This window comes from Aeromicrobium sp. CFBP 8757, from assembly GCF_014841755.1.
Taxonomy (GTDB): Bacteria; Actinomycetota; Actinomycetes; order Propionibacteriales; family Nocardioidaceae; genus Aeromicrobium.
The window spans coordinates 34741-52986 of record NZ_JACYUM010000006.1 but is presented as its reverse complement, the minus strand read 5'-3'; the positions used below and the strand labels follow the sequence as shown (position 1 = coordinate 52986).

Here is an 18246-nt window from a genome sequence, read left to right as displayed (position 1 = left end):
CGCGGCGACGGCGATCCGTCAGGCCGTGGCGCGCAGCTTGAGGGTGACGGAACGACCGCCGGCCCGCGCGACGTCGTGCGACTCGGCGAGCTGGGCGCGGGCGAGGTCGACGAGACCGGCCATCTGCGGGGTGACCTCGGCGAGGGTCAGCTCGGTCTCGATGACGTCGAGGTCGAGCCCGAGCACGTCGCCGAAGATGCGGCGCAGGTAGTCGGTCGCGTGGTCCCAGCCGGCGCGCGGCGTGCCCTCGCCGTAGCCACCACCGCGCGCGACGACGAGGAAGGCGGGCCGGCCCGCGACCGTCTGGGTGCCGGGCGCGAAGCGCGGGTCGGTGATGAGGGTGTCGATCCACGTCTTGAGGTGCGCCGACACGCCGAAGTTGTACAGCGGCGCCGCGACGACCAGCACGTCGGCTGCCTCGACCTCGTCGGCCAGCCCGGCGGCGACGGCGCGAGCCGCCTCCTGCTCGGGGGTCCACTGCTCCTGCGGCACGAAGCCGGCGAAGGCGGCGGTCGACCAGACGTCGGGTGCGATGGGATCGGCGGCGACGTCGCGGCGCGTGACGACGGTGTCGGGTCCCTCGGCCTCGACGATCGACGCCACGAGGGTGTCGGCGACGGCTCGGGTGACCGAGCCGTCGGTGCGGATGCTGGAGTCGAGCCGGAGGATCGTGGTCATGTCAGGTGCTCCTGGGGTGTGGGGTGGTTGCATATAGTCTTGCACGAAGATCATATTTTATACAGACGATCGTCGATGACGAGCATCACGCCGGCAGGGGCGGATAGGGTGGAGGCATGAGCGAGACGACGGGCGAGCGCACGATCGGCCCGGTCGACGACTTCGGCCAGGCCCTCGGCTCGTTGCTGCGCCGCTACCTCGACGGGGCCCGTGAGGCGACGGACGACCTGCCGGGCGGTCCGCGCGGCTTCCAGGTGCTGGTGAACGCGTCGTCCGGTGCCGACTGCAGCAACCAGGCCACGATCGCGCACCGGCTCGGCATCGACCGCACCGTCATGACCTACCTCGTCGACGACCTCGAGAAGGCCGGTCTCGTCGAGCGCCGACCCGACCCCGCCGACCGTCGAGCGCGGCAGGTGGTGCGCACCGCCGCCGGCGAGGCGACGCTCGACGACGTCAGGCGCCGCATGGCAGCCGTCGAGGACGTCGTGCTCGGCAGTCTGTCGGCCGACGACGCCGTCGCGTTCAGGCGTCTCCTGGTCGCGGCCGCGGTGGGTGCACCGCCCACCGACCACTCGATGTGCGACGTCGTGGGCGACGACCTCGCGGGGGGCTGCTGACCTACGGCGCTTCCGCGACCGCCGGCACGCCCGACCCCATGGCCCAGCGGATCGCGCCCGTCACGACGACACCGCTCGTGCGCACCGCGGTCGCCTCGGTCAGCGGCAGGTAGGGCAGCCGCAGCGGCAGCCGGGTCCACCGCGGCATCATCGCGACGGCGGCCGCCGACAGCAGCCCGTACGGTCCGCGCAGGGCGAGCGGCACGGGCGGGTGCACCAGGATGAAACGGGCCGTCCGCCGGGCGGCGGGCGTGCCCTGCAGCTCGGGCCGGTACGACCGCATGACCTCGTCGAGCTCGGCGACGGTCTCGGGCACGTCGACGGCTCCGAGCGCGCGGGCGACGTGGGCCGTGTCGGCCACGTACGCGTCGCGACCGCCGGCGTCGAGGCGGTGCGCGCCGTAGCGGTCGTGGGCCCGCAGGAAGCTGTCGATCTCGGCCACGTGCACCCACCGCAGCAGGTGCGGGTCGGACGCCTCGTACGGGCGTCCGTCGGGCGCCACCCCGTTGATGCGTCCGTGCACGGCCCGCACGATGCGGATCGCGCGATCGGCGTCCTCGATCGTGCCGAACGTCGTCTCGGCCAGGAACGTGCTGGTGCGCTGCAGGCGTCCCCACGGGTCGCCGCGGTAGCCGGAGTGCTGGTCGACCGCCGCCATGGCCAGGGGGTGCAGCGACTGCAGCAGCAGCGCCCGCATGCCGCCGACGAACATCGACGCGTCGGAGTGCACGCGTTGGATCGCCGAGTCGGGCCCGAACCGTCGCGGCCCCTCGGCGAGGTGGATGCGGTCGCGCCGCGCCGGCCCCTCCTCCCCCGCGACGCGCGCGAAGATGGCTGCCCCGACCCGTTCCTGCGCAAAACTGAACACGTTCACCTGTCGAGTGTCCCCCACGAGCCAAGAACCGGCGCTTCGAGCACGCCGGCCCTCGGCACCGGGTCAGCCGATCGGGGCGCGCTCGGCGCGGCGGCGCGCCTGCTCGATCGGGTCGGGCACGGGGACCGCCGCGATGAGTCGCTGCGTGTACGCCTCCCGGGGGTGGCTCAGCACCTGGTCGCGCGCCCCGATCTCGACCAGCTCGCCGTGCTGCATGACGGCGACGCGGTTGGCCAGCGTGTCGACGACCGCGAGGTCGTGGCTGATGAACAGGCACGCGAACTGCAGACGCTGCTGCAGCTCCCTGAACAGCTCGAGCACGCGCGCCTGCACCGAGACGTCGAGGGCCGACGTCGGCTCGTCGGCGATCAGCAGGTCGGGGTCGAGCGACAGCGCGCGGGCGAGACTGACCCGCTGCCGCTGGCCGCCCGACAGCTCGTGCGGGAACCGCTCGGCGTACGAGCCGCCGAGCTCGACGTTCTCGAGCAGCTCGGCGACCTTGGCGTCGATCTGCGACGACGTCAGCTCGGTCTGGACGTGCAGCGGCTCGGCGATGCACTGGCCGATCGACATGCGGGGGTTGAGCGAGGACGCGGGGTCCTGGAACACGAATCCGAACCGCGAGCGCATCGAGCGCAGCTGGCGGTCGCTGAGGCCCGACACCTGCTGGCCCGAGACGTGGATCGTGCCGGACGTCGGCTGCTGAAGGCCCACCGTCGTGCGGCCGACGGTCGACTTGCCGGATCCCGACTCGCCGACCAGGCCCAGCACCTCGCCCTTGCGGATCTCGAACGAGACGTGGTCGACGGCCCGGAACGGCGGCTGTCCGAAGTGTCCGGCGAACTCGACGACGAGGTCGTCGACCTTCAGGACGACGTCGGTCTTGTCGTCGACCAGCCCGGGACCGTCCGAGCGGCCGAGGTGCGGGACGGCGTCGAGGAGCGCCCGCGTGTACGGGTGCCGCGGGGACGCGAACAGCTCGCGCGACGGCGCCTGCTCGACGATCGTGCCGCGGTACATGACGACGACGCGGTCGGCCATGTCGGCCACGACGCCCATGTTGTGGGTGATCAGGACGATCGCGGTGCCGAGCCGCTCGCGCAGCGACAGCAGGAGCTCGAGGATCGAGGCCTGCACCGTGACGTCGAGAGCCGTCGTCGGCTCGTCGGCGATGATGACGTCGGGATCGCAGGCGATCGCCATCGCGATGACGACCCGCTGCTTCTGCCCGCCCGACAGCTGGTGCGGGTAGTAGCCGACGCGCTCCTCGGGGTCGGGCATGCCGACCATCTCGAGCAGCTCGACGGCGCGGGCGCGGGCGGCCTTCTTCGAGATCTTGCGGTGCGCCTGCAGGCCCTCGATGATCTGCCAGCCGACCGTGTAGACCGGGTTGAGCGCCGTGGCGGGCTCCTGGAACACCATCGAGACCCGGTCGCCGCGGATCGGCTGGAGGCTGCGGTTCGACAGCCCGAGCAGGTCGCGGTCGCCCAGGCGGGCCGAGCCGGTCACCTCGGCCGTCGAGGGCAGCAGGCCCAGGACGGCTCGCGAGCTGACGGACTTGCCGGAGCCGGACTCGCCGACGACCGCGACGACCTCGCCCGGGGCGACGTCGAAGCTGATGCCCTTGACGGCCCTGACCTGGCCCGCGTCGGTGCGGAACGACACCGCGAGATCGGTCAGCGACAGCGCCGCGACCCGCTTCTCGCCGGCGTCGGTCCCTGCGTCTGCATCTGTCCCTTCGCTTCGCTCACGGTCGGCCGCTGGCGGCCTCCCTAGGGACCGGTCGTCCGTGGCGCTGTCGAGGGCGGCGAACTCCTGCTCGATCTCGGCCTGGTCGGCCTCGGTCGTGTCGGCGCCGCGGGTGCGCAGCAGCGGGTTGAGGATGTCGTTGAGGCTCTCGCCCACGAGCGTCGCGCCCAGCACGATCAGCACGATCGCCAGACCCGGGAACACTCCCGTCCACCAGATGCCCGACGACGCGTCCGGCAGCGCCTTGTTGAGGTCGTAGCCCCACTCGGCGGCTGCCGACGGCTCGATGCCGAAGCCGAGGAAGCCCAGCCCGGCGAGGGTCAGGATCGCCTCCGACGCGTTGAGGGTGCCGATGACGGGCAGCGACGACGAGACGTTCGAGAAGACGTGCTTGCGCAGGATGCGGGGCGTCCGCACGCCGACGACCTTGGCGGCGTCGACGTAGGGCTCGGCCTTGACCGACAGCGTCGCGTTGCGGATCACGCGGTAGTACTGCGGCACGAAGACGACGGTGATCGAGATGGCCGCCGCGAGGATGCCGCCGATCGCGCTGCTGTTGCCGCCCGACAGGACGATCGAGACGACGATCGCGAGCAGCAGCGACGGGAACGCGTACAGGGCGTCCATGACGAGCACCAGGACGCGGTCGAGCCATCCGCCGAGGTAGCCCGAGACCAGGCCGAGCGGCACGCCGACGACACCCGACAGCACGACCGCCAGGACGATGACCTCGACCGCGGTGCGGGCCCCGTAGATGACGCGCGACAGCACGTCGGTGCCGCCGACCGTCGTGCCGAACCAGTGATCGGCCGACGGGCCCTGCTGCGTCCCGAAGACGACGCCGTTGGCGCGGTCGGCGTTGAAGTCGTACGGCGCGAGCCACGGGGCGAAGATCGCCACGAACACGAACAGGAACACCAGGCCGAAGCCCAGCAGGAGCATGAAGCGCTGCAGCCCGTGGGACTGCCGGACCACGCCGGGGACGAATCGAGACATCAGAACCTCACTCGGGGGTCGACGAACGCGACGATGACGTCGATCAGGAAGCTCATCGCCCCGACGATCAGGGCGATGACGGTCACGATGCCCTGCACGGCCAGGAAGTCGCGGCGGATCAGGTACTCCGACAGCTGGTAGCCCAGCCCCTTCCACTCGAAGGTCGTCTCGGTGAGGATCGCGCCGCCCAGCAGCAGGGCGACCTGCATGCCCATGACGGTCACGACCGGCACCAGCGCGTTGCGGAAGGCGTGCTTGTTCATGACGCGTCGCTCGGAGATGCCGCGGGCGCGGGCCGCCGTGACGTAGTCCATCCGCAGCGTCTGCAGCAGGTTGACCCGCACGAGTCGCAGGAACACGCCGCCGGTCAGCAGGCCGAGGGCGATCGCGGGCAGCATCGCGTGCTTCAGGACGTCGCCGATCAGCGCGGGGTCTCCCCACAGGATCGCGTCGACGATCATGATGTTGGTGCGCGGGTGGACGTCCTGCAGCGTCAGCTCGGTCGCGATGCTGGCGCGTCCCGACGAGGGCCAGCCGAACGGCGTGAAGGCGAGCTTGAGCAGCAGGCCCACGAAGAACACGGGTGCCGCGTAGACCAGGATCGAGAACAGCCGCAGCAGGACGTCGGGCACCCGATCGCGGTAGCGGGCCGCGAGGCGTCCGAGCGGGACGCCCACCGCGAACGCCACGATCAGCGACCAGAAGGCCAGCTCGAGCGTCGCCGCGCCGTTGACGACGAGGATGTCCGAGACCTTGCGGTTGTCGGTCAGCGTCGTGCCGAAGTCGCCGCGGAACAGCCCGGACAGGTACTCCCAGTACTGCGTCAGGATCGGCCGGTCGAGGCCGGCGTCGGCCTTGCGCTCGGCGATCTGCTCGGCCGTCAGACGTCCGCCGAGCGCGGCCTGGATCGGGTCGCCGATGACGCGCATCAGCACGAACACCATCGTGACGAGCACCCAGATCATCGGGACGAGCAGCGCGAGGCGCACCAGCAGGTAGCGGGCCAGGGGGCTCAGGGGTCCGCGACGCCGGCTCGGCGGACGCGCACCGGCGGGTTCGAGCGGTGCCAGGACTTCGGCGGTCGACATGTGGTCCTCTTCTTCGTGGTGGTCTCATGCCGAGGAGGGGCGGACCCGACGGGCCCGCCCCTCCTCAGGTGGTCACTTCGACAGCGAGGTGAACCGGAACTTGAACGACGGGTCGAGCGTCTCGTCGAGACCCTTGACGCCGTCGACGCCGATCGCGACCTGCGAGCCGGTCAGCAGCGGCAGGTAGGGCACCTGGTCGGCCAGGCGCTCCTGGATCGCGCCCAGCGTCGCCTCGCGCGACGCCTTGTCGGCGTCGGTGCGCTCGCTCTCGAGCAGCTTCGTCATCTCCGGGTCGGCGAAGTCGGAGTCGAGGTCGTTGTAGTGCGAGTTGGTGAAGTTGCCGCTCTTCTCCTTGTCGTACGGGCTCAGGAACGGCGACAGGTAGTTGTCGGCGTCGGGGAAGTCCGGGAACCAGCCGAGCTGGAACACCGGGTACGCGTCGGCGTTGTACTCCTCGGAGTACGTGACCCACTCGGTCGACTGCAGGTCGACCGTGAACAGCTTGGAGGCCTCGAGCTGACGCTTGACCGCCGCGTACTCCTCGCCCGAGCTGGATCCGTAGTGGTCGGGGTTGTACTGCAGCTTGATGTCGACCGGCGTCGAGACGCCCGCCTCGTCGAGGAACTGCTTGGCCTTCGTGGCGTCGGGCGCGTCGCCGTAGGCGTCCTTGAACGCCTCGGTCGCGCCGGTCTGGCCGTCCGGGACCATCGAGTACGCCGGGGTGAAGGTGTCCTTGTAGACCTGCGTCGCGATGTCGGCCCGGTCGATCGACGAGGCCATGGCCTTGCGGATCGCGAGCTTCTGCTCCGGCGAGTCGCCGGGCATCGTCTCGAGGTTGAACGTGATGTAGCGCAGCTCGCCGCCGTCGCCCGTCACGACGTTGATGCCGTCGGTCTTCTCGAGGTCGGCGATGTCGGTCGGGGTCAGCGACCGGTACGCGACGTCGATGTCCTTGTTCTTGATGTCGAGCTTCAGGTTCTCGGGCTTGGCGTAGTACTTCATCGTGACCGATGCGGTCTTCGGCTTGCCGTACGTGCCCTGGTAGTCGGGGTTGGCCTTGAACTCGGCGAGCTGGTTCTTGGAGTACTTCGCGATCGTGTACGGGCCCGAGAAGCCGGCGGCCTTGACGGCCGCGTCGTCGTCGAGCACCTTGTCGGCGGGGTAGGTCTCCTCGTCCACGATCGGACCGGCGGACGTCACCAGGATCTGCGGGAACGTCTGGTCGTTCGGCGCGTTGAGCGTGAACGTGACGGTCGAGTCGTCGGTGGCCTCGACGCTCTTCATGGCGCCCAGCAGCGACGAGGGGCCGCTCGGGTCGTTGATCGCGACGATGCGGTTGAACGAGAACGCGACGTCGGAGGCGGTCAGCTCGTTGCCGTTGGCGAACGTCAGACCGGGCTTCATGGTGCACACGTACGTCGTGGGCGTGTCGAAGTCGCACGCCGACGCGGCGTCCGGCGTCGGGTCGGTGCTGCCGGCCGGGAAGTTGAGGAGGTACTGGTAGACCTGCGTCTGGACGTTCAGCGAGCCGTTGTCGTACGAGCCCGCCGGGTCGATCGAGACGACCTTGTCGGTCGTGCCGACGATCAGTCCCGCTCCCGAGTCGCTGCCACCGCTGTTGTTCCCTGCTCCGCAGGCTGCGAGGGCTACCCCGGCCACTGCGGACACCGCGGCGAGCGCGGTCCCCCGACGGAAGATGGTCATTGGTCTCCTATGAGTCGAGCCACCCACCCGCGGCGGCGACGGTCGTCCACATGATGGGACAGGTGGTCCGCACGCTACACGCGCCGGGACGGGAGGTGCGGTCCGCGAACATTGCAGTTCGGTGACAGATGCAACCGTCTGCACCGCGCGCCCATGACGAAGACCCCCGTAGCGCGAGGCGCTGCCGGGGGCCGTGACCGCGACGCGGGAGAGCGTCGGGTCTCTTCTCGTGTCGTCCGGGTCGGGCTGCCGGGAGAGGTGCCTCGACCCAGGGTCTGGACGGAGGGAGATCCGCACGGACCGCGGCGGGAGAGCCGGGATACGACTGAGTTCGTACCTCCATCGTGACGGCTCCGGTCGGGCAGCGGCAGGGACCAATGTCCTCATGATCTTCGGCGAAGGTCGCTAAAGTCGAGACCTCAGGTCCCGCCGTCCGTAGGCTGGTACTCAGGGAGTGTGTTCATGCCGGGGAGTGCCAAGGTGGCGTCCGAACGTCTGCGAGGTGTCCTCGAGGCCGTCGCGACGATGTCGTCCGACCTGTCCCTCGAGGGACTGCTCGACCGGATCCTGCGCCAGGCCGGCGACCTCGTCGACGCCGAGCGCGGCTTCCTCGACGTCCTCGACCGGCGGTCGGACCGGCGGATCGGCACCTTCGCGGCGTACAACGTCCCGGGGGTCGTCGACCAGCAGCACCCCGGACGGCAGCTCCTGGTCGACCTCCTCGAGCAGCCCGACCCGCGGGTGCGGCGCGGCAGCGCCGGCAAGGGCGAGGGCAGCGCCTTCATCGGCGTCCCGATCAGGATCCACGACTTCGAGTTCGGCAACCTGTACCTGATCGGCAAGCGGTCGGGCCACGGGTTCACGCACGAGGACGAGGAGGTCGCGCAGGCCATCGCCTCGGCGGCCGGCGTCGTCATCGAGAACGCCCGGCTGCACGAGCGCGGCGGGCGACAGCGCCTGTGGCTCGAGGCGGCCAGCGAGATCACGACGTCCCTGCTCTCGCCGATCTCGCGCCACACCGCCCTGCAGCTCGTCGCCGATCGGGCCCGCCTCGTGTCGGCGGCCGACTTCGTCGCCCTGCTGATGCCCGACACCTCCGACAGCCTCGTCGTCGAGGCCGTCTCCGGGCGTCCCGCCGAGGGCGTGCTGGGCGAGGCGATCCCGCCCAACGGCACCCTCGTGGGCGAGGCCGCCCGGCTCGGCCAGACGATCGTCGTGCCCGACACCGAGCTCGACCCGCGCTACCAGCGTCACAAGACCCCGGCCTGGCCCGACCTCGGATCGCTGATGGTGCTGCCGCTGCGCGGCGGCGAGGAGACCGGCGTGCTGATCGTGGGCTGGATGAAGGGCCACCAGACCGATCGGTGGGAGCTCGACCCCGTCGTGCCGCAGGGCTTCGCCAACCAGGCGGCGCTCGTGCTGCAGGTCGCGCGCGCGCAGGAGGACCAGGCGCGTCTTGCGGTCTTCGAGGACCGCGACCGGATCGGCCGCGACCTGCACGACCTCGTCATCCAGCGGCTGTTCGGCATCGGCCTGATGCTCGACAACACGACCAAGCTCATCGCGGAGCCCGCCGCGGTCGAGCGTCTGTCGTCGGCGATCGACGACATCGACCAGACCATCAAGGACATCCGGCGCACGATCTTCGCGCTCAGCTCGACGACGCAGGCCGACGACCTGCGCGCCGAGCTCGAGCTCGTCGTGCACGACGCCGCCAAGCTGCTGGGGTTCACGCCGCACCTCACGCTGTCGGGGCCCGTCGACAGCATGGTCCCCGACGACGTCCGCGGCCCCCTGCTGGCGGTGCTGCGCGAGGCCCTGTCGAACATCGTCCGTCATGCGAGGGCGTCCCGCGTCTCTGTGGAGGTGGGAGTCGGTCACGACATCTGTCTCGAGGTCCGCGACGATGGTCGGGGGCTGCGACCCGGGTCGCCGGGCAACGGGCTCCGCAACATCCGCGAGCGGGCCGAGCTGCTCGGCGGGACCTGCACCGTCACGGGCGAGGCAGACCAGGGCACGACCGTTTCGTGGACCGTACCGAGGAGATCTTGATGAGTGCCGCACCGATCAGACTGTTCCTGCTCGACGACCACGAGGTCGTCCGCCGCGGGCTCAAGGACCTGCTCGACCAGGAGGACGACATCGAGGTCGTCGGCGAGTCCGGGCTGGCCCAGGACGCCGTCGCCCGCATCCCGTCGATGAAGCCCGACGTCGCGGTGCTCGACGCGCGCCTGCCCGACGGCTCGGGCATCGAGGTGTGCCGCGACATCCGCTCGCTCGACCCCTCGATCGCCGTCATCATCCTGACGTCGTACGACGACGACGACGCGCTGTTCGCCGCGATCATGGCCGGCGCGGCCGGCTACGTCCTCAAGCAGGTGCGCGGCACCGATCTCGTCGAGGCCGTCCGCCGCGTCGCGAGCGGCCAGTCGCTGCTCGACCCGGCCGTCACGCAGCGCGTCCTGCGCCGCATCCGCGAGGGCGAGCCGGCCGAGGACCCCCTGCAGTCGCTGACCAAGCAGGAGCGCCGCATCCTCGACCTGATCGGGCAGGGCCTGACCAACCGGCAGATCGCCGGCGAGATGTTCCTGGCGGAGAAGACCGTCAAGAACTACGTCACGCAGCTGCTCTCGAAGCTGGGCCTGGAGCGACGCACCCAGGCGGCGGTCCTCGTCACCCGTCATGCCGGGATGAACCCGCGCAAGTCGTGACGGCGCGACCGTTATCCTTGGTGGCATGAGCCACGACCAGCACCTGTCCGAGTTCGACCCCGACATCGCAGCGCTTCTGGACGCCGAGCTGCATCGTCAGCAGTCGACGCTCGAGATGATCGCCTCCGAGAACTTCGCGCCCGTCGCGGCGCTCGAGGCGCAGGGCAGCGTGCTGACCAACAAGTACGCCGAGGGCTACCCCGGCAAGCGGTACTACGGCGGCTGCGAGTTCGTCGACCAGGTCGAGACGATCGCGATCGACCGCCTCAAGCAGCTGTTCGACGCGGGCTACGCCAACGTCCAGCCGCACTCGGGCGCGACGGCCAACGCCGCGGCGCTGCACGCCATCGCGACGGTCGGCGACACGATCCTCGGTCTCGACCTGGCCAACGGCGGCCACCTGACGCACGGCATGAAGCTCAACTTCTCGGGCAAGCTGTACAAGCCCGTCGCCTACCACGTGGTGCCCGAGACCGGTCTGGTCGACATGGACGAGGTGCGCTCGCTGGCTCGCGAGCACAAGCCCCAGGTCATCATCGCCGGCTGGTCGGCCTACCCGCGGCAGCTCGACTTCGCGCTGTTCCGCGAGATCGCCGACGAGGTCGGCGCCAAGCTGTGGGTCGACATGGCGCACTTCGCGGGCCTGGTCGCGGCGGGCCTGCACCCCAGCCCCCTCCCCCACGCGCACATCGTCACCACCACGACGCACAAGACCCTCGGCGGTCCTCGCGGCGGCGCGATCCTGACCAACGACGACGAGGTCGCCAAGAAGATGCGGTCCGCGGTGTTCCCCGGCCAGCAGGGCGGCCCGCTCGAGCACGTCATCGCCGCGAAGGCCGTGGCCTTCAAGATGGCGCTCGAGCCCGGTTTCAAGGAGCGCCAGCAGCGCACGATCGAGGGCGCCCAGATCCTGGCGTCGCGCTTGCTGGCCGACGACATGACCGAGGCGGGCGTCAAGGTGCTGAGCGGCGGCACCGACGTCCACCTGGTGCTGGTCGACCTGCGCGACTCCGAGCTCGACGGCCAGCAGGCCGAGGACCGGCTGCACGAGGCCGGCATCACGGTCAACCGCAACGCCGTCCCCAACGACCCCCGTCCGCCGATGGTGACGTCGGGCCTGCGCATCGGCACGCCGGCGCTCGCGACCCGCGGCTTCGGCGCCGAGGAGTTCACCGAGGTCGCCGACATCATCGCCGCGGCGCTGCAGCCCGGCGAGGTCGACCTCGAGGGCCTGCGCAAGCGGGTCACGGTGCTGGCCGAGCGCTTCCCGCTCTACCCGGACGTCACGCCGTTCACGGCGTGACCACCGTGCGCCCCGAGACGAGCAGACCCCCCGTCAAGGCCTGGTTCACGCCCGGCCTGATGGGCCTGCACGTCCTCGGGGTGGTCGCGGTCGTCTTCTGCGTCCTGATGGGCCTGTGGCAGATGGGCGTGTACGACTCGCGCCAGCACGACGAGCAGGCCGACAAGCGCGAGGTGCCGCGGGTCGCGCTGACCGACCTGTGGACGCCCGACACGCCGTTCACCCGCGACCTGAACCACCGGCCCGTGACGGTCGAGGGGTCGTTCGCCCCGGCCGACGAGCAGATCTGGGTCACGCCCAAGGAGCTCGACGGACGCGACGGGGCGTGGCTTCTCGCACCGCTGCAGGTCGCCGGCGGCGACACCCTGCTGGTCGTGCGCGGCTGGTCGTCCGAGACCGGCGCCTTCCCGGACGTCCCGGCCGGCCGCGTGGTCGTCGAGGCCGTCCTCGAGCCGGGCGAGCCCGCCGAGGCCGGCGCCCGGTCGTTCGACCCCGACGAGCGCACGATCGGCGCCGTCCGGATCCCCAGCCTGATCAACGAGGTGCCGTACGACCTCTACTCGGGCTTCGCGATCAGCACCGACGCGGCGACCGCCGGGTCCCTCGACCTCGTGCCGCCGCCGCAGCCCGACGACGTCTCGTGGACCGTCGGCCTCAAGAACCTGGCCTACGCGATGCAGTGGTGGGTCTTCGGCCTCTTCGCGGCGTTCATGTGGTGGCGCATGTGCACCGAGACGATCGCCGCCAGGCCCGCGAAGGTAGCCTGAGGTCGTGAAGAATCCTCGCGGTCCGTTGCTTCCGTACCAGGTGCTGGCGACGATCGTCGGCCTCAACCTGATCTTCGTGTTCACGGCCGCGTTCGCCCAACGACTGACCGGCGACGGCTCGTGGTGGAACCGCAACGAGACGCTGATCCTCGTGATCGACCAGGTCCACGGCCTGCTGTTCATGGCCCTGCTCGTCGTGATCGCCGTGCTGGCCACCCGCAACAAGTGGAAGCCCGTCTTCACCATCACGACGATGCTGCTGGCGACGATCCCGTTCGTCAGCTTCTGGGCCGAGCGGCGCACGACCCTCAAGGTCAACGCCGACCACCCCGCGATCGCCTGACGCTCTAGCGGCCCTCGAACGTCGCCCGGCCGGGGCCGTTCGTCAGGAACGACTCCATGCCGTGCTGCAGGTCGTCGGTGTCGAACAGCTCGGACGCGATCGCGGTCGTGTGCTCGATCGCCTGCGGCACGCCGCCGGCCTCGAAGTGGCGCAGGATGTCCTTCGCCGCGCCGAACGCCTTCGTGGGGCCGACCGCGATCGACCGGACGAACGACAGGACCGCGTCGTCGAAGCCCTCGACCGGGAGCACCCGGTTGACGACGTTCCAGCGCTCCATCGTCGCGGCGTCGTAGAGGTCGCCCGTGAACACGAACTCCTTCGCGCGACCGACGCCGGCCCGCGCCGCGAGCCGCTGCGTGCCGCCCATCGTGGGCGTCAGGCCGATGACCCGCTCGACCAGGCCGAACTTCGCCTTCTCGCTGGCCAGGATGATGTCGCACGCGACCGCGACCTCGAAGGCCCACGTCAGCGTCAGGGCGTGGGCCGCGAAGAACGTCGGGAACGGCATGGCGTCGATCCGGGTCGGCAGCTCGAGCATGCGGTCGTACAGGGCCAGCGTCTCGGCCTTGGTCCGGCGCGCGTGGAACTGGGCGACGTCGACGCCTCCCGAGACGATCTTGCCCTCGGCGCGGATCAGCAGCGCCCGCGGCGGATCGGCCATGACCTCGTCGAGCGCGACGTCGAAGGCGTCGTGCAGCTCGAGGGAGTAGAGGTTGACGGGAGGCTCGCTGAACGTCAGCACCGCGATGCCGCCGTCGACCCGCTCGACCGTGACGCTCATCGCCGCACCTCCGCGGGATCGTAGGAGCCGCCCTTGTCGGCGACCGCGGCCCGCAGGGCGAGCAGCGCGCCGACCAGCAGCGTCAGCAGGAACAGGGTGCGCAGGCGGTGGGAGCCCGAGGACGTCGACATGCGCTCACGATAGCCACCGGATCGGTGGACCGCCGCCCCGCCAGCCGCCCGACGGAAGTTGGCCGGACGTGAAAAGATGGGGTCACCACACCGAAAGGATCCCCCCTGTGGCCTCGCAGCTCACCGCGACCTTCTCGACCAACCATGGCGACATCGTCGTGAACCTCTTCCCCGACCACGCCCCCAAGACCGTCGACAACTTCGTCGGCCTCGCCGAGGGCACCAAGGAGTTCGTCGACCCGGCCACCGGCCAGGTCGCGACCAAGCCCTTCTACGACGGGCTCGGCTTCCACCGCATCATCGCCAACTTCATGCTGCAGGGCGGCGACCCGCTCGGCACCGGCACCGGTGGCCCGGGCTACACGTTCGAGGACGAGTTCCACCCCGATCTTCGCTTCGACAAGCCGTACCTGCTCGCGATGGCCAACGCCGGACCGGGCACCAACGGCTCGCAGTTCTTCATCACCCTCGTGCCGACCGACTGGCTCAACCGCAAGCACACGATCTTCGGCGAGGTCGCCGACGACGCGAGCCGTGCTGTCGTCGACACGATCGGCAAGGTCTCGACCGACGGCTTCGACCGTCCGGCGCAGCCCGTCGTGATCGAGAAGCTGACGATCGCCCGCACCGAGGGCTAGGTCGTGAACCTCCCGGCGGAGGACTATCGCTGCTACAACCACCCGGACCGCGAGGCCTACATCTCGTGCCAGCGGTGCGAGCGGCTGATCTGTCCGGACTGCATGCGAGACGCCTCCGTCGGGTTCCAGTGCCCCTCCTGCATCGCGGAGGGGGCCAAGACCGTCCGCCAGCCGACGACGCTGGCCGGCGGAGCCGTCTCCGGCCGCGAGGGCCGGGTGTCGATGATCCTGATCGGCATCAACGTCGCGGCCTACGTCGCGCAGCTCGCGACCGGCGACCGGGCCGGCGACGTCTACCAGCAGGGAGCCCTGCAGGCGTACGTCACCGCCGACGGCGACTACTGGCGTCTGCTGACCTCGGCCTTCCTGCACGGCAGCATGCTCCACCTGCTGTTCAACATGTACGCGCTGTACCTGTTCGGGCCGTTCGTCGAGCGCGCGCTCGGCACGGCCCGTTTCGTCGTCGCCTACCTCACGTCGGCCATCGCCGGCTCGATCGTGGTGTACCTGCTGGCCGATCCCGCGACCGTCACGATCGGCGCCTCCGGTGCCGTGTTCGGGCTGTTCGGCATGGCCCTGATCTTCCTGCTCAAGGCCAAGCAGGACGTCCGCACGCTGCTGGTGCTGCTGGCGATCAACGCCTTCATCAGCGTCGCGGGCCCCAACATCAGCTGGGAGGGGCACCTCGGCGGATTCGTCGCGGGAGTCGCCCTGGGAGCGGTGTTCGCCTACGCGCCGCGCGACCGCCGCACGCTCGTGCAGTCGCTGGCGATCGGCGGGCTGTGGATCATCATGGTCGCCGCCTTCGTGCTGCGCACGATGCAGCTCACGCCCTAGCGGCGGGGCGGAACGCGCACACCGTCGTCAACAGCTGTGCACACAGATGTGGATAACTACACCCGTGTAATTCGGCGAGGAGCGGTGGTCACTCCCACTTCATCGCGAAGCCGAAGGCCGCCACGATGAAGCCCATGCCGATCACGAGGTTCCAGTTGCCGAGGTCGGCGTACCACTGCAGGAACGACGGGTAGTCGATCGTCTGGCCGTTCAGCACGTAGAACACCACGATCCAGACCAGTCCGATGAGGGCCGAGCCGACCATGGCGGGGCCCGCCCAGCGGTTGCCGATCTTCTGGGCCTGCGGTCCCTTGGGGGCCTTGTCTCTCGCCACGACGTCTCCGGTGGGTTGGTGCGGCGCGAGGGCCGCATCGGTGGGTGCTCACGGGTAGCCTAGTCGTCGACCGGGCACGGGAGGAGTGCGGCATGGCCAAGACGGGCACCCACGCGCTGCGCCGACGACCGCTCCTGGTGCTCGGCGTGTTCACCGCGACCGGCCTGCTCTTCGCGGCGGCGTCGATCAGCGCCGACGGCGACGACCTGCGACCGTCCGGCGGCGACGTCGGCTCGCTGCTGCGCGAGCGGTCCGACCGCATCGACTCCCGGCGCGACGACGCTCAGTCGCTGCGCGCCCAGATCGACCAGCTGTCGTCCGGCGTCGGCGGCGACGACCTCGACCGGCTGCGCGAGCGGGTCGACGACCTCGAGCCCGCCACGGGGCTGACAGCGATGAGGGGACCCGGCATCCGGGTCACGCTGACCGACGCCCCCCGCACCGGCAAGGATCCCGACATCGACCCCAATCTGCTGGTCGTGCACCAGCAGGACATCCAGGCGTACGTCAACGCGCTGTGGGCCGGTGGCGCCGAGGCGATCTCGCTGCAGGGCCAGCGGCTCATCTCCACCACGGGCATCAAGTGCGTCGGCAACACCGTCGTGCTCGACGGCGTGCCCTACTCGCCGCCCTACGTCATCGAGGCGATCGGCAACGTCGGCGGCATGTACCGCGCGATGGCGCAGTCGCCCGAGACGTCCACGTACGCCGACTACTCGCGCAGCTACGACCTCGGCCTCGAGATCGAGCAGCTGCGCCAGGTCACGGTCAAGGCCTACGCCAACCCCGTGTCCCTGACGCACGCCCGCATCGCCGGCTGAGTCGGGCCCGACCCCTGACCCGGCCCCACTCTGCCGCCGGGCTCAACCGCCCAGGGTGTCCGGGACGTTCGGGTCACCGTCGGTGGCCGGCGGCGTGGGTGTCGTCGGCGTCGGGGTGTCGGGCTTGCGCGACACCGTCAGCGTGATGGTCGAGCCGATCGAGACCCGCTGGCCGCTGGTGGGCGACTGGCGGACGACGGTGCCGGCGGGCTCCGTGGAGTTCGGGTCCTCGGTGACCTCGTACTTCAGGTTGAGCTCGTCGAGGGCGTCCTGGGCGTCCTGCTCCATCTGGCCGACCAGGTCGGGGACGGTGGCCTGACCGCGCGAGACGATCAGCTTGACCGTCGAGCCGGCCTCGACCTCGCTGCCGCTGAACGGGTCGGTGTTGAGCACCTGGTCGCGCGGGGCGTCGCTGTCCTGCAGCTCCTTGGTGACCTGCAGGCCCAGCCCCTCGAGGGTCTCCTTGGCACGGTCGTACGTGTAGCCGGAGAGATTGGGGACCGGGACCGTCTCGGGGCCGGTGCTGACGACCAGGTTGACCGTCGAGCCCTCGTCGAGCTGCGTGTTGGCGGGGGGATCGGTCTCGATGACCTGGCCCTCCTCGACGTCCGCGCTGGCCTGCTCGGTCGTGTCGCCGACCACGAAGCCGTCGTTGGTCAGGGCTCGTGTGGCGGTGTCGACGTCCTGGCCGGTCACGTCGGTGACGGCGACCTGCGTCGGCGGCGGCGGCTCGTCGGAGTCGAACGCCCCGGTGAACCACAGCACGCCGGCGATCGCCGCGATCAGCACGACCGCGAGGGCGCCGATCGCCCACCACTTGCCCGACTTGTCGTCCTCGTCCTCCGGCTCGGGGGTGGCGCGGCGCGAGCCCGCGGCGGCGCCGGCAGCCGCGGCCGCGACGACCGGGGCGACCTGCGTCGCGCCCGGCACGACCGAGGTGGCCGACGTGGGCGCGTCGACCGAGTGACCCGCCAGGACGCGCTCGAGGTCCTTGCGCATCGCGGCGGCGCTCTCGTAGCGGTCGTCGACGCGCTTGGCGAGGGACTTGGCCACGATGTTGTCGATCGCCTGGCTGACGTCGGGGTTGAGCTGCGACGGGGGCTTGGCCTCCTCGCGCACGTGCTGGTACGCGACCGACACGGGGCTGTCGCCGATGAACGGCGGACGTCCCGTGAGCAGCTCGTACAGCAGGCAGCCGGTGGAGTAGATGTCGCTGCGGGCGTCGACGGTCTCGCCGCGCGCCTGCTCGGGCGACAGGTACTGCGCCGTGCCGATGACGGCGGCGGTCTGCGTCATGGCCGACGACGTGTCGGCGATGGCCCGCGCGATGCCGAAGTCCATGACCTTGACCTGGCCCGACGGCGTCAGCATGACGTTGGCGGGCTTGATGTCACGGTGGATGATGCCGGAGCGGTGGCTGTAGTCGAGCGCGCTGAGGATGTCGGCGGTGATCGACAGGGCCCGCTCGGGCAGGATCTTGCGACCGTTCTCGGCGCCGCGCATGATGTCGCGCAGCGTCTGGCCCTCGACGTACTCCATGACGATGTACGGCACGTGGCTGCCGTGCTTGTCGATCGACTCGCCCGTGTCGTAGACCGCGACGATCGACGGGTGGTTGAGCGCCGCGGACGACTGCGCCTCGCGGCGGAACCGGGCCTGGAACGTGTCGTCGGCCGAGAGGTCGCCGCGCAGCTGCTTGACCGCCACGGTGCGACCCAGACGCAGGTCGCGACCGACGCGCACGTCGGCCATGCCGCCACGACCCAGCAGCCCGCCGAGCTCGTAGCGGTCGCCCAGGCGGACCACGCCGTCGGTGGCCTCGGTGTCGCCGGAATCGGTCATGGTGTCATTCCTTCAATCGCTGCGTTCAG

The 18246-nt window shown here is 70.4% G+C and carries 18 protein-coding genes; 9 read left to right on the top strand and 9 right to left on the bottom strand.

Translation table 11 applies throughout. From position 1 onward, the window contains the following. Window positions 1-18 precede the first annotated feature (18 nt). On the bottom strand, window positions 19-678 hold the full coding sequence (locus IFT73_RS16010; RefSeq protein WP_192168488.1) for an FMN-dependent NADH-azoreductase: 660 nt from the start codon (window positions 676-678) through the stop codon (window positions 19-21). Between the two features lie 116 nt (window positions 679-794). On the opposite strand from IFT73_RS16010, the gene IFT73_RS16005 reads away from it, so the two are divergent. After that, entirely contained in the window at window positions 795-1298 is a 504-nt protein-coding gene (locus tag IFT73_RS16005; RefSeq protein WP_192168487.1) for a MarR family winged helix-turn-helix transcriptional regulator, read from the top strand. A gap of 1 nt (window position 1299) precedes the next feature. Here the strand turns inward: IFT73_RS16005 and IFT73_RS16000 are convergent, their stop codons facing one another. The 4 genes from IFT73_RS16000 to IFT73_RS15985 all read right to left on the bottom strand — a co-directional run bounded on the left by IFT73_RS16000 (window position 1300) and on the right by IFT73_RS15985 (window position 7709). Further along, window positions 1300-2172, bottom strand: coding sequence for an oxygenase MpaB family protein (locus tag IFT73_RS16000; protein WP_192168486.1), 873 nt, complete (start codon window positions 2170-2172; stop codon window positions 1300-1302). Between the two features lie 63 nt (window positions 2173-2235). After that, on the bottom strand, window positions 2236-4917 hold the full coding sequence (locus IFT73_RS19110; protein WP_192168485.1) for a dipeptide ABC transporter ATP-binding protein: 2682 nt from the start codon (window positions 4915-4917) through the stop codon (window positions 2236-2238). Further along, window positions 4917-6005 carry an ABC transporter permease gene (locus IFT73_RS15990; protein WP_192168484.1) on the bottom strand — a complete coding sequence of 363 codons (1089 nt, stop codon included), beginning with the start codon at window positions 6003-6005 and terminating at the stop codon, window positions 4917-4919. The genes IFT73_RS19110 and IFT73_RS15990 overlap by 1 nt, the downstream gene beginning before the upstream one ends. Window positions 6006-6077: 72 nt before the next feature. Continuing rightward, entirely contained in the window at window positions 6078-7709 is a 1632-nt protein-coding gene (locus IFT73_RS15985; RefSeq protein ID WP_192168483.1) for an ABC transporter substrate-binding protein, read from the bottom strand. 462 nt (window positions 7710-8171) lie between these two features. Between IFT73_RS15985 and IFT73_RS15980 the strand changes: the two genes are divergently transcribed. From IFT73_RS15980 to IFT73_RS15960, 5 genes are read left to right on the top strand one after another with little or no spacing between them, the layout of a single operon-like run. Then, window positions 8172-9761, top strand: a complete 1590-nt coding sequence (locus IFT73_RS15980; RefSeq protein WP_192168482.1) for a GAF domain-containing sensor histidine kinase — start codon at window positions 8172-8174, stop codon at window positions 9759-9761. Then, window positions 9761-10420: a response regulator transcription factor gene (locus tag IFT73_RS15975; protein WP_056604183.1), complete on the top strand. Its 660-nt coding sequence runs from the start codon at window positions 9761-9763 to the stop codon at window positions 10418-10420. Before IFT73_RS15980 ends, IFT73_RS15975 begins: the two co-directional genes overlap by 1 nt. A 25-nt stretch (window positions 10421-10445) precedes the next feature. After that, the gene (gene glyA / locus IFT73_RS15970; RefSeq protein WP_192168481.1) at window positions 10446-11723 is read left to right on the top strand and encodes a serine hydroxymethyltransferase; all 1278 of its coding nucleotides are present in this window, start codon (window positions 10446-10448) and stop codon (window positions 11721-11723) included. Beyond that, window positions 11720-12490, top strand: coding sequence for an SURF1 family protein (locus tag IFT73_RS15965; protein WP_192168480.1), 771 nt, complete (start codon window positions 11720-11722; stop codon window positions 12488-12490). The genes glyA and IFT73_RS15965 overlap by 4 nt, the downstream gene beginning before the upstream one ends. A 4-nt stretch (window positions 12491-12494) precedes the next feature. Further along, window positions 12495-12833, top strand: a complete 339-nt coding sequence (locus tag IFT73_RS15960) for a DUF3817 domain-containing protein (protein ID WP_082555981.1) — start codon at window positions 12495-12497, stop codon at window positions 12831-12833. A 4-nt stretch (window positions 12834-12837) separates the two neighbouring features. On the opposite strand, the gene IFT73_RS15955 is transcribed toward IFT73_RS15960, so the two are convergent. Both IFT73_RS15955 and IFT73_RS19355 read right to left on the bottom strand, forming a co-directional pair. After that, window positions 12838-13614 carry an enoyl-CoA hydratase/isomerase family protein gene (locus IFT73_RS15955; protein ID WP_056604190.1) on the bottom strand — a complete coding sequence of 259 codons (777 nt, stop codon included), beginning with the start codon at window positions 13612-13614 and terminating at the stop codon, window positions 12838-12840. Next, a complete protein-coding gene (locus tag IFT73_RS19355) occupies window positions 13611-13745 on the bottom strand; it encodes a hypothetical protein (protein WP_255355092.1) in 135 nt (44 codons plus the stop codon). Before IFT73_RS19355 ends, IFT73_RS15955 begins: the two co-directional genes overlap by 4 nt. A 107-nt stretch (window positions 13746-13852) precedes the next feature. Here IFT73_RS19355 and IFT73_RS15950 point away from each other — a divergent pair, with 107 nt between their 5' ends. Both IFT73_RS15950 and IFT73_RS19105 read left to right on the top strand, forming a co-directional pair. Then, on the top strand, window positions 13853-14383 hold the full coding sequence (locus IFT73_RS15950; RefSeq protein WP_192168479.1) for a peptidylprolyl isomerase: 531 nt from the start codon (window positions 13853-13855) through the stop codon (window positions 14381-14383). 3 nt (window positions 14384-14386) lie between these two features. Beyond that, the gene (locus IFT73_RS19105; protein ID WP_371811304.1) at window positions 14387-15220 is read left to right on the top strand and encodes a rhomboid family intramembrane serine protease; all 834 of its coding nucleotides are present in this window, start codon (window positions 14387-14389) and stop codon (window positions 15218-15220) included. A gap of 88 nt (window positions 15221-15308) precedes the next feature. Here the strand turns inward: IFT73_RS19105 and IFT73_RS15940 are convergent, their stop codons facing one another. Then, window positions 15309-15554, bottom strand: coding sequence for a cell division protein CrgA (locus IFT73_RS15940; protein ID WP_056604199.1), 246 nt, complete (start codon window positions 15552-15554; stop codon window positions 15309-15311). 92 nt (window positions 15555-15646) lie between these two features. On the opposite strand from IFT73_RS15940, the gene IFT73_RS15935 reads away from it, so the two are divergent. Further along, the gene (locus IFT73_RS15935) at window positions 15647-16375 is read left to right on the top strand and encodes a DUF881 domain-containing protein (RefSeq protein ID WP_192168478.1); all 729 of its coding nucleotides are present in this window, start codon (window positions 15647-15649) and stop codon (window positions 16373-16375) included. Between the two features lie 42 nt (window positions 16376-16417). Here the strand turns inward: IFT73_RS15935 and pknB are convergent, their stop codons facing one another. After that, on the bottom strand, window positions 16418-18217 hold the full coding sequence (gene pknB, locus IFT73_RS15930) for a Stk1 family PASTA domain-containing Ser/Thr kinase (RefSeq protein ID WP_192168477.1): 1800 nt from the start codon (window positions 18215-18217) through the stop codon (window positions 16418-16420). Window positions 18218-18246 lie beyond the last annotated feature (29 nt).

What these genes read in the sequence shown, in the direction of transcription:
- glyA (WP_192168481.1), top strand. Translation starts at nt 10,446, where the DNA reads ATGAGCCACGACCAGCACCTGTCCGAGTTCGACCCCGACATCGCAGCG.
- IFT73_RS15980 (WP_192168482.1), top strand. Translation starts at nt 8,172, where the DNA reads ATGCCGGGGAGTGCCAAGGTGGCGTCCGAACGTCTGCGAGGTGTCCTC.
- IFT73_RS15990 (WP_192168484.1), bottom strand. Translation starts at nt 6,005, where the DNA reads ATGTCGACCGCCGAAGTCCTGGCACCGCTCGAACCCGCCGGTGCGCGT.
- IFT73_RS15955 (WP_056604190.1), bottom strand. Translation starts at nt 13,614, where the DNA reads ATGAGCGTCACGGTCGAGCGGGTCGACGGCGGCATCGCGGTGCTGACG.
- IFT73_RS16010 (WP_192168488.1), bottom strand. Translation starts at nt 678, where the DNA reads ATGACCACGATCCTCCGGCTCGACTCCAGCATCCGCACCGACGGCTCG.
- IFT73_RS15935 (WP_192168478.1), top strand. Translation starts at nt 15,647, where the DNA reads ATGGCCAAGACGGGCACCCACGCGCTGCGCCGACGACCGCTCCTGGTG.
- IFT73_RS19110 (WP_192168485.1), bottom strand. Translation starts at nt 4,917, where the DNA reads ATGTCTCGATTCGTCCCCGGCGTGGTCCGGCAGTCCCACGGGCTGCAG.
- IFT73_RS19355 (WP_255355092.1), bottom strand. Translation starts at nt 13,745, where the DNA reads ATGTCGACGTCCTCGGGCTCCCACCGCCTGCGCACCCTGTTCCTGCTG.
- IFT73_RS15975 (WP_056604183.1), top strand. Translation starts at nt 9,761, where the DNA reads ATGAGTGCCGCACCGATCAGACTGTTCCTGCTCGACGACCACGAGGTC.
- IFT73_RS16005 (WP_192168487.1), top strand. Translation starts at nt 795, where the DNA reads ATGAGCGAGACGACGGGCGAGCGCACGATCGGCCCGGTCGACGACTTC.
- pknB (WP_192168477.1), bottom strand. Translation starts at nt 18,217, where the DNA reads ATGACCGATTCCGGCGACACCGAGGCCACCGACGGCGTGGTCCGCCTG.
- IFT73_RS15985 (WP_192168483.1), bottom strand. Translation starts at nt 7,709, where the DNA reads ATGACCATCTTCCGTCGGGGGACCGCGCTCGCCGCGGTGTCCGCAGTG.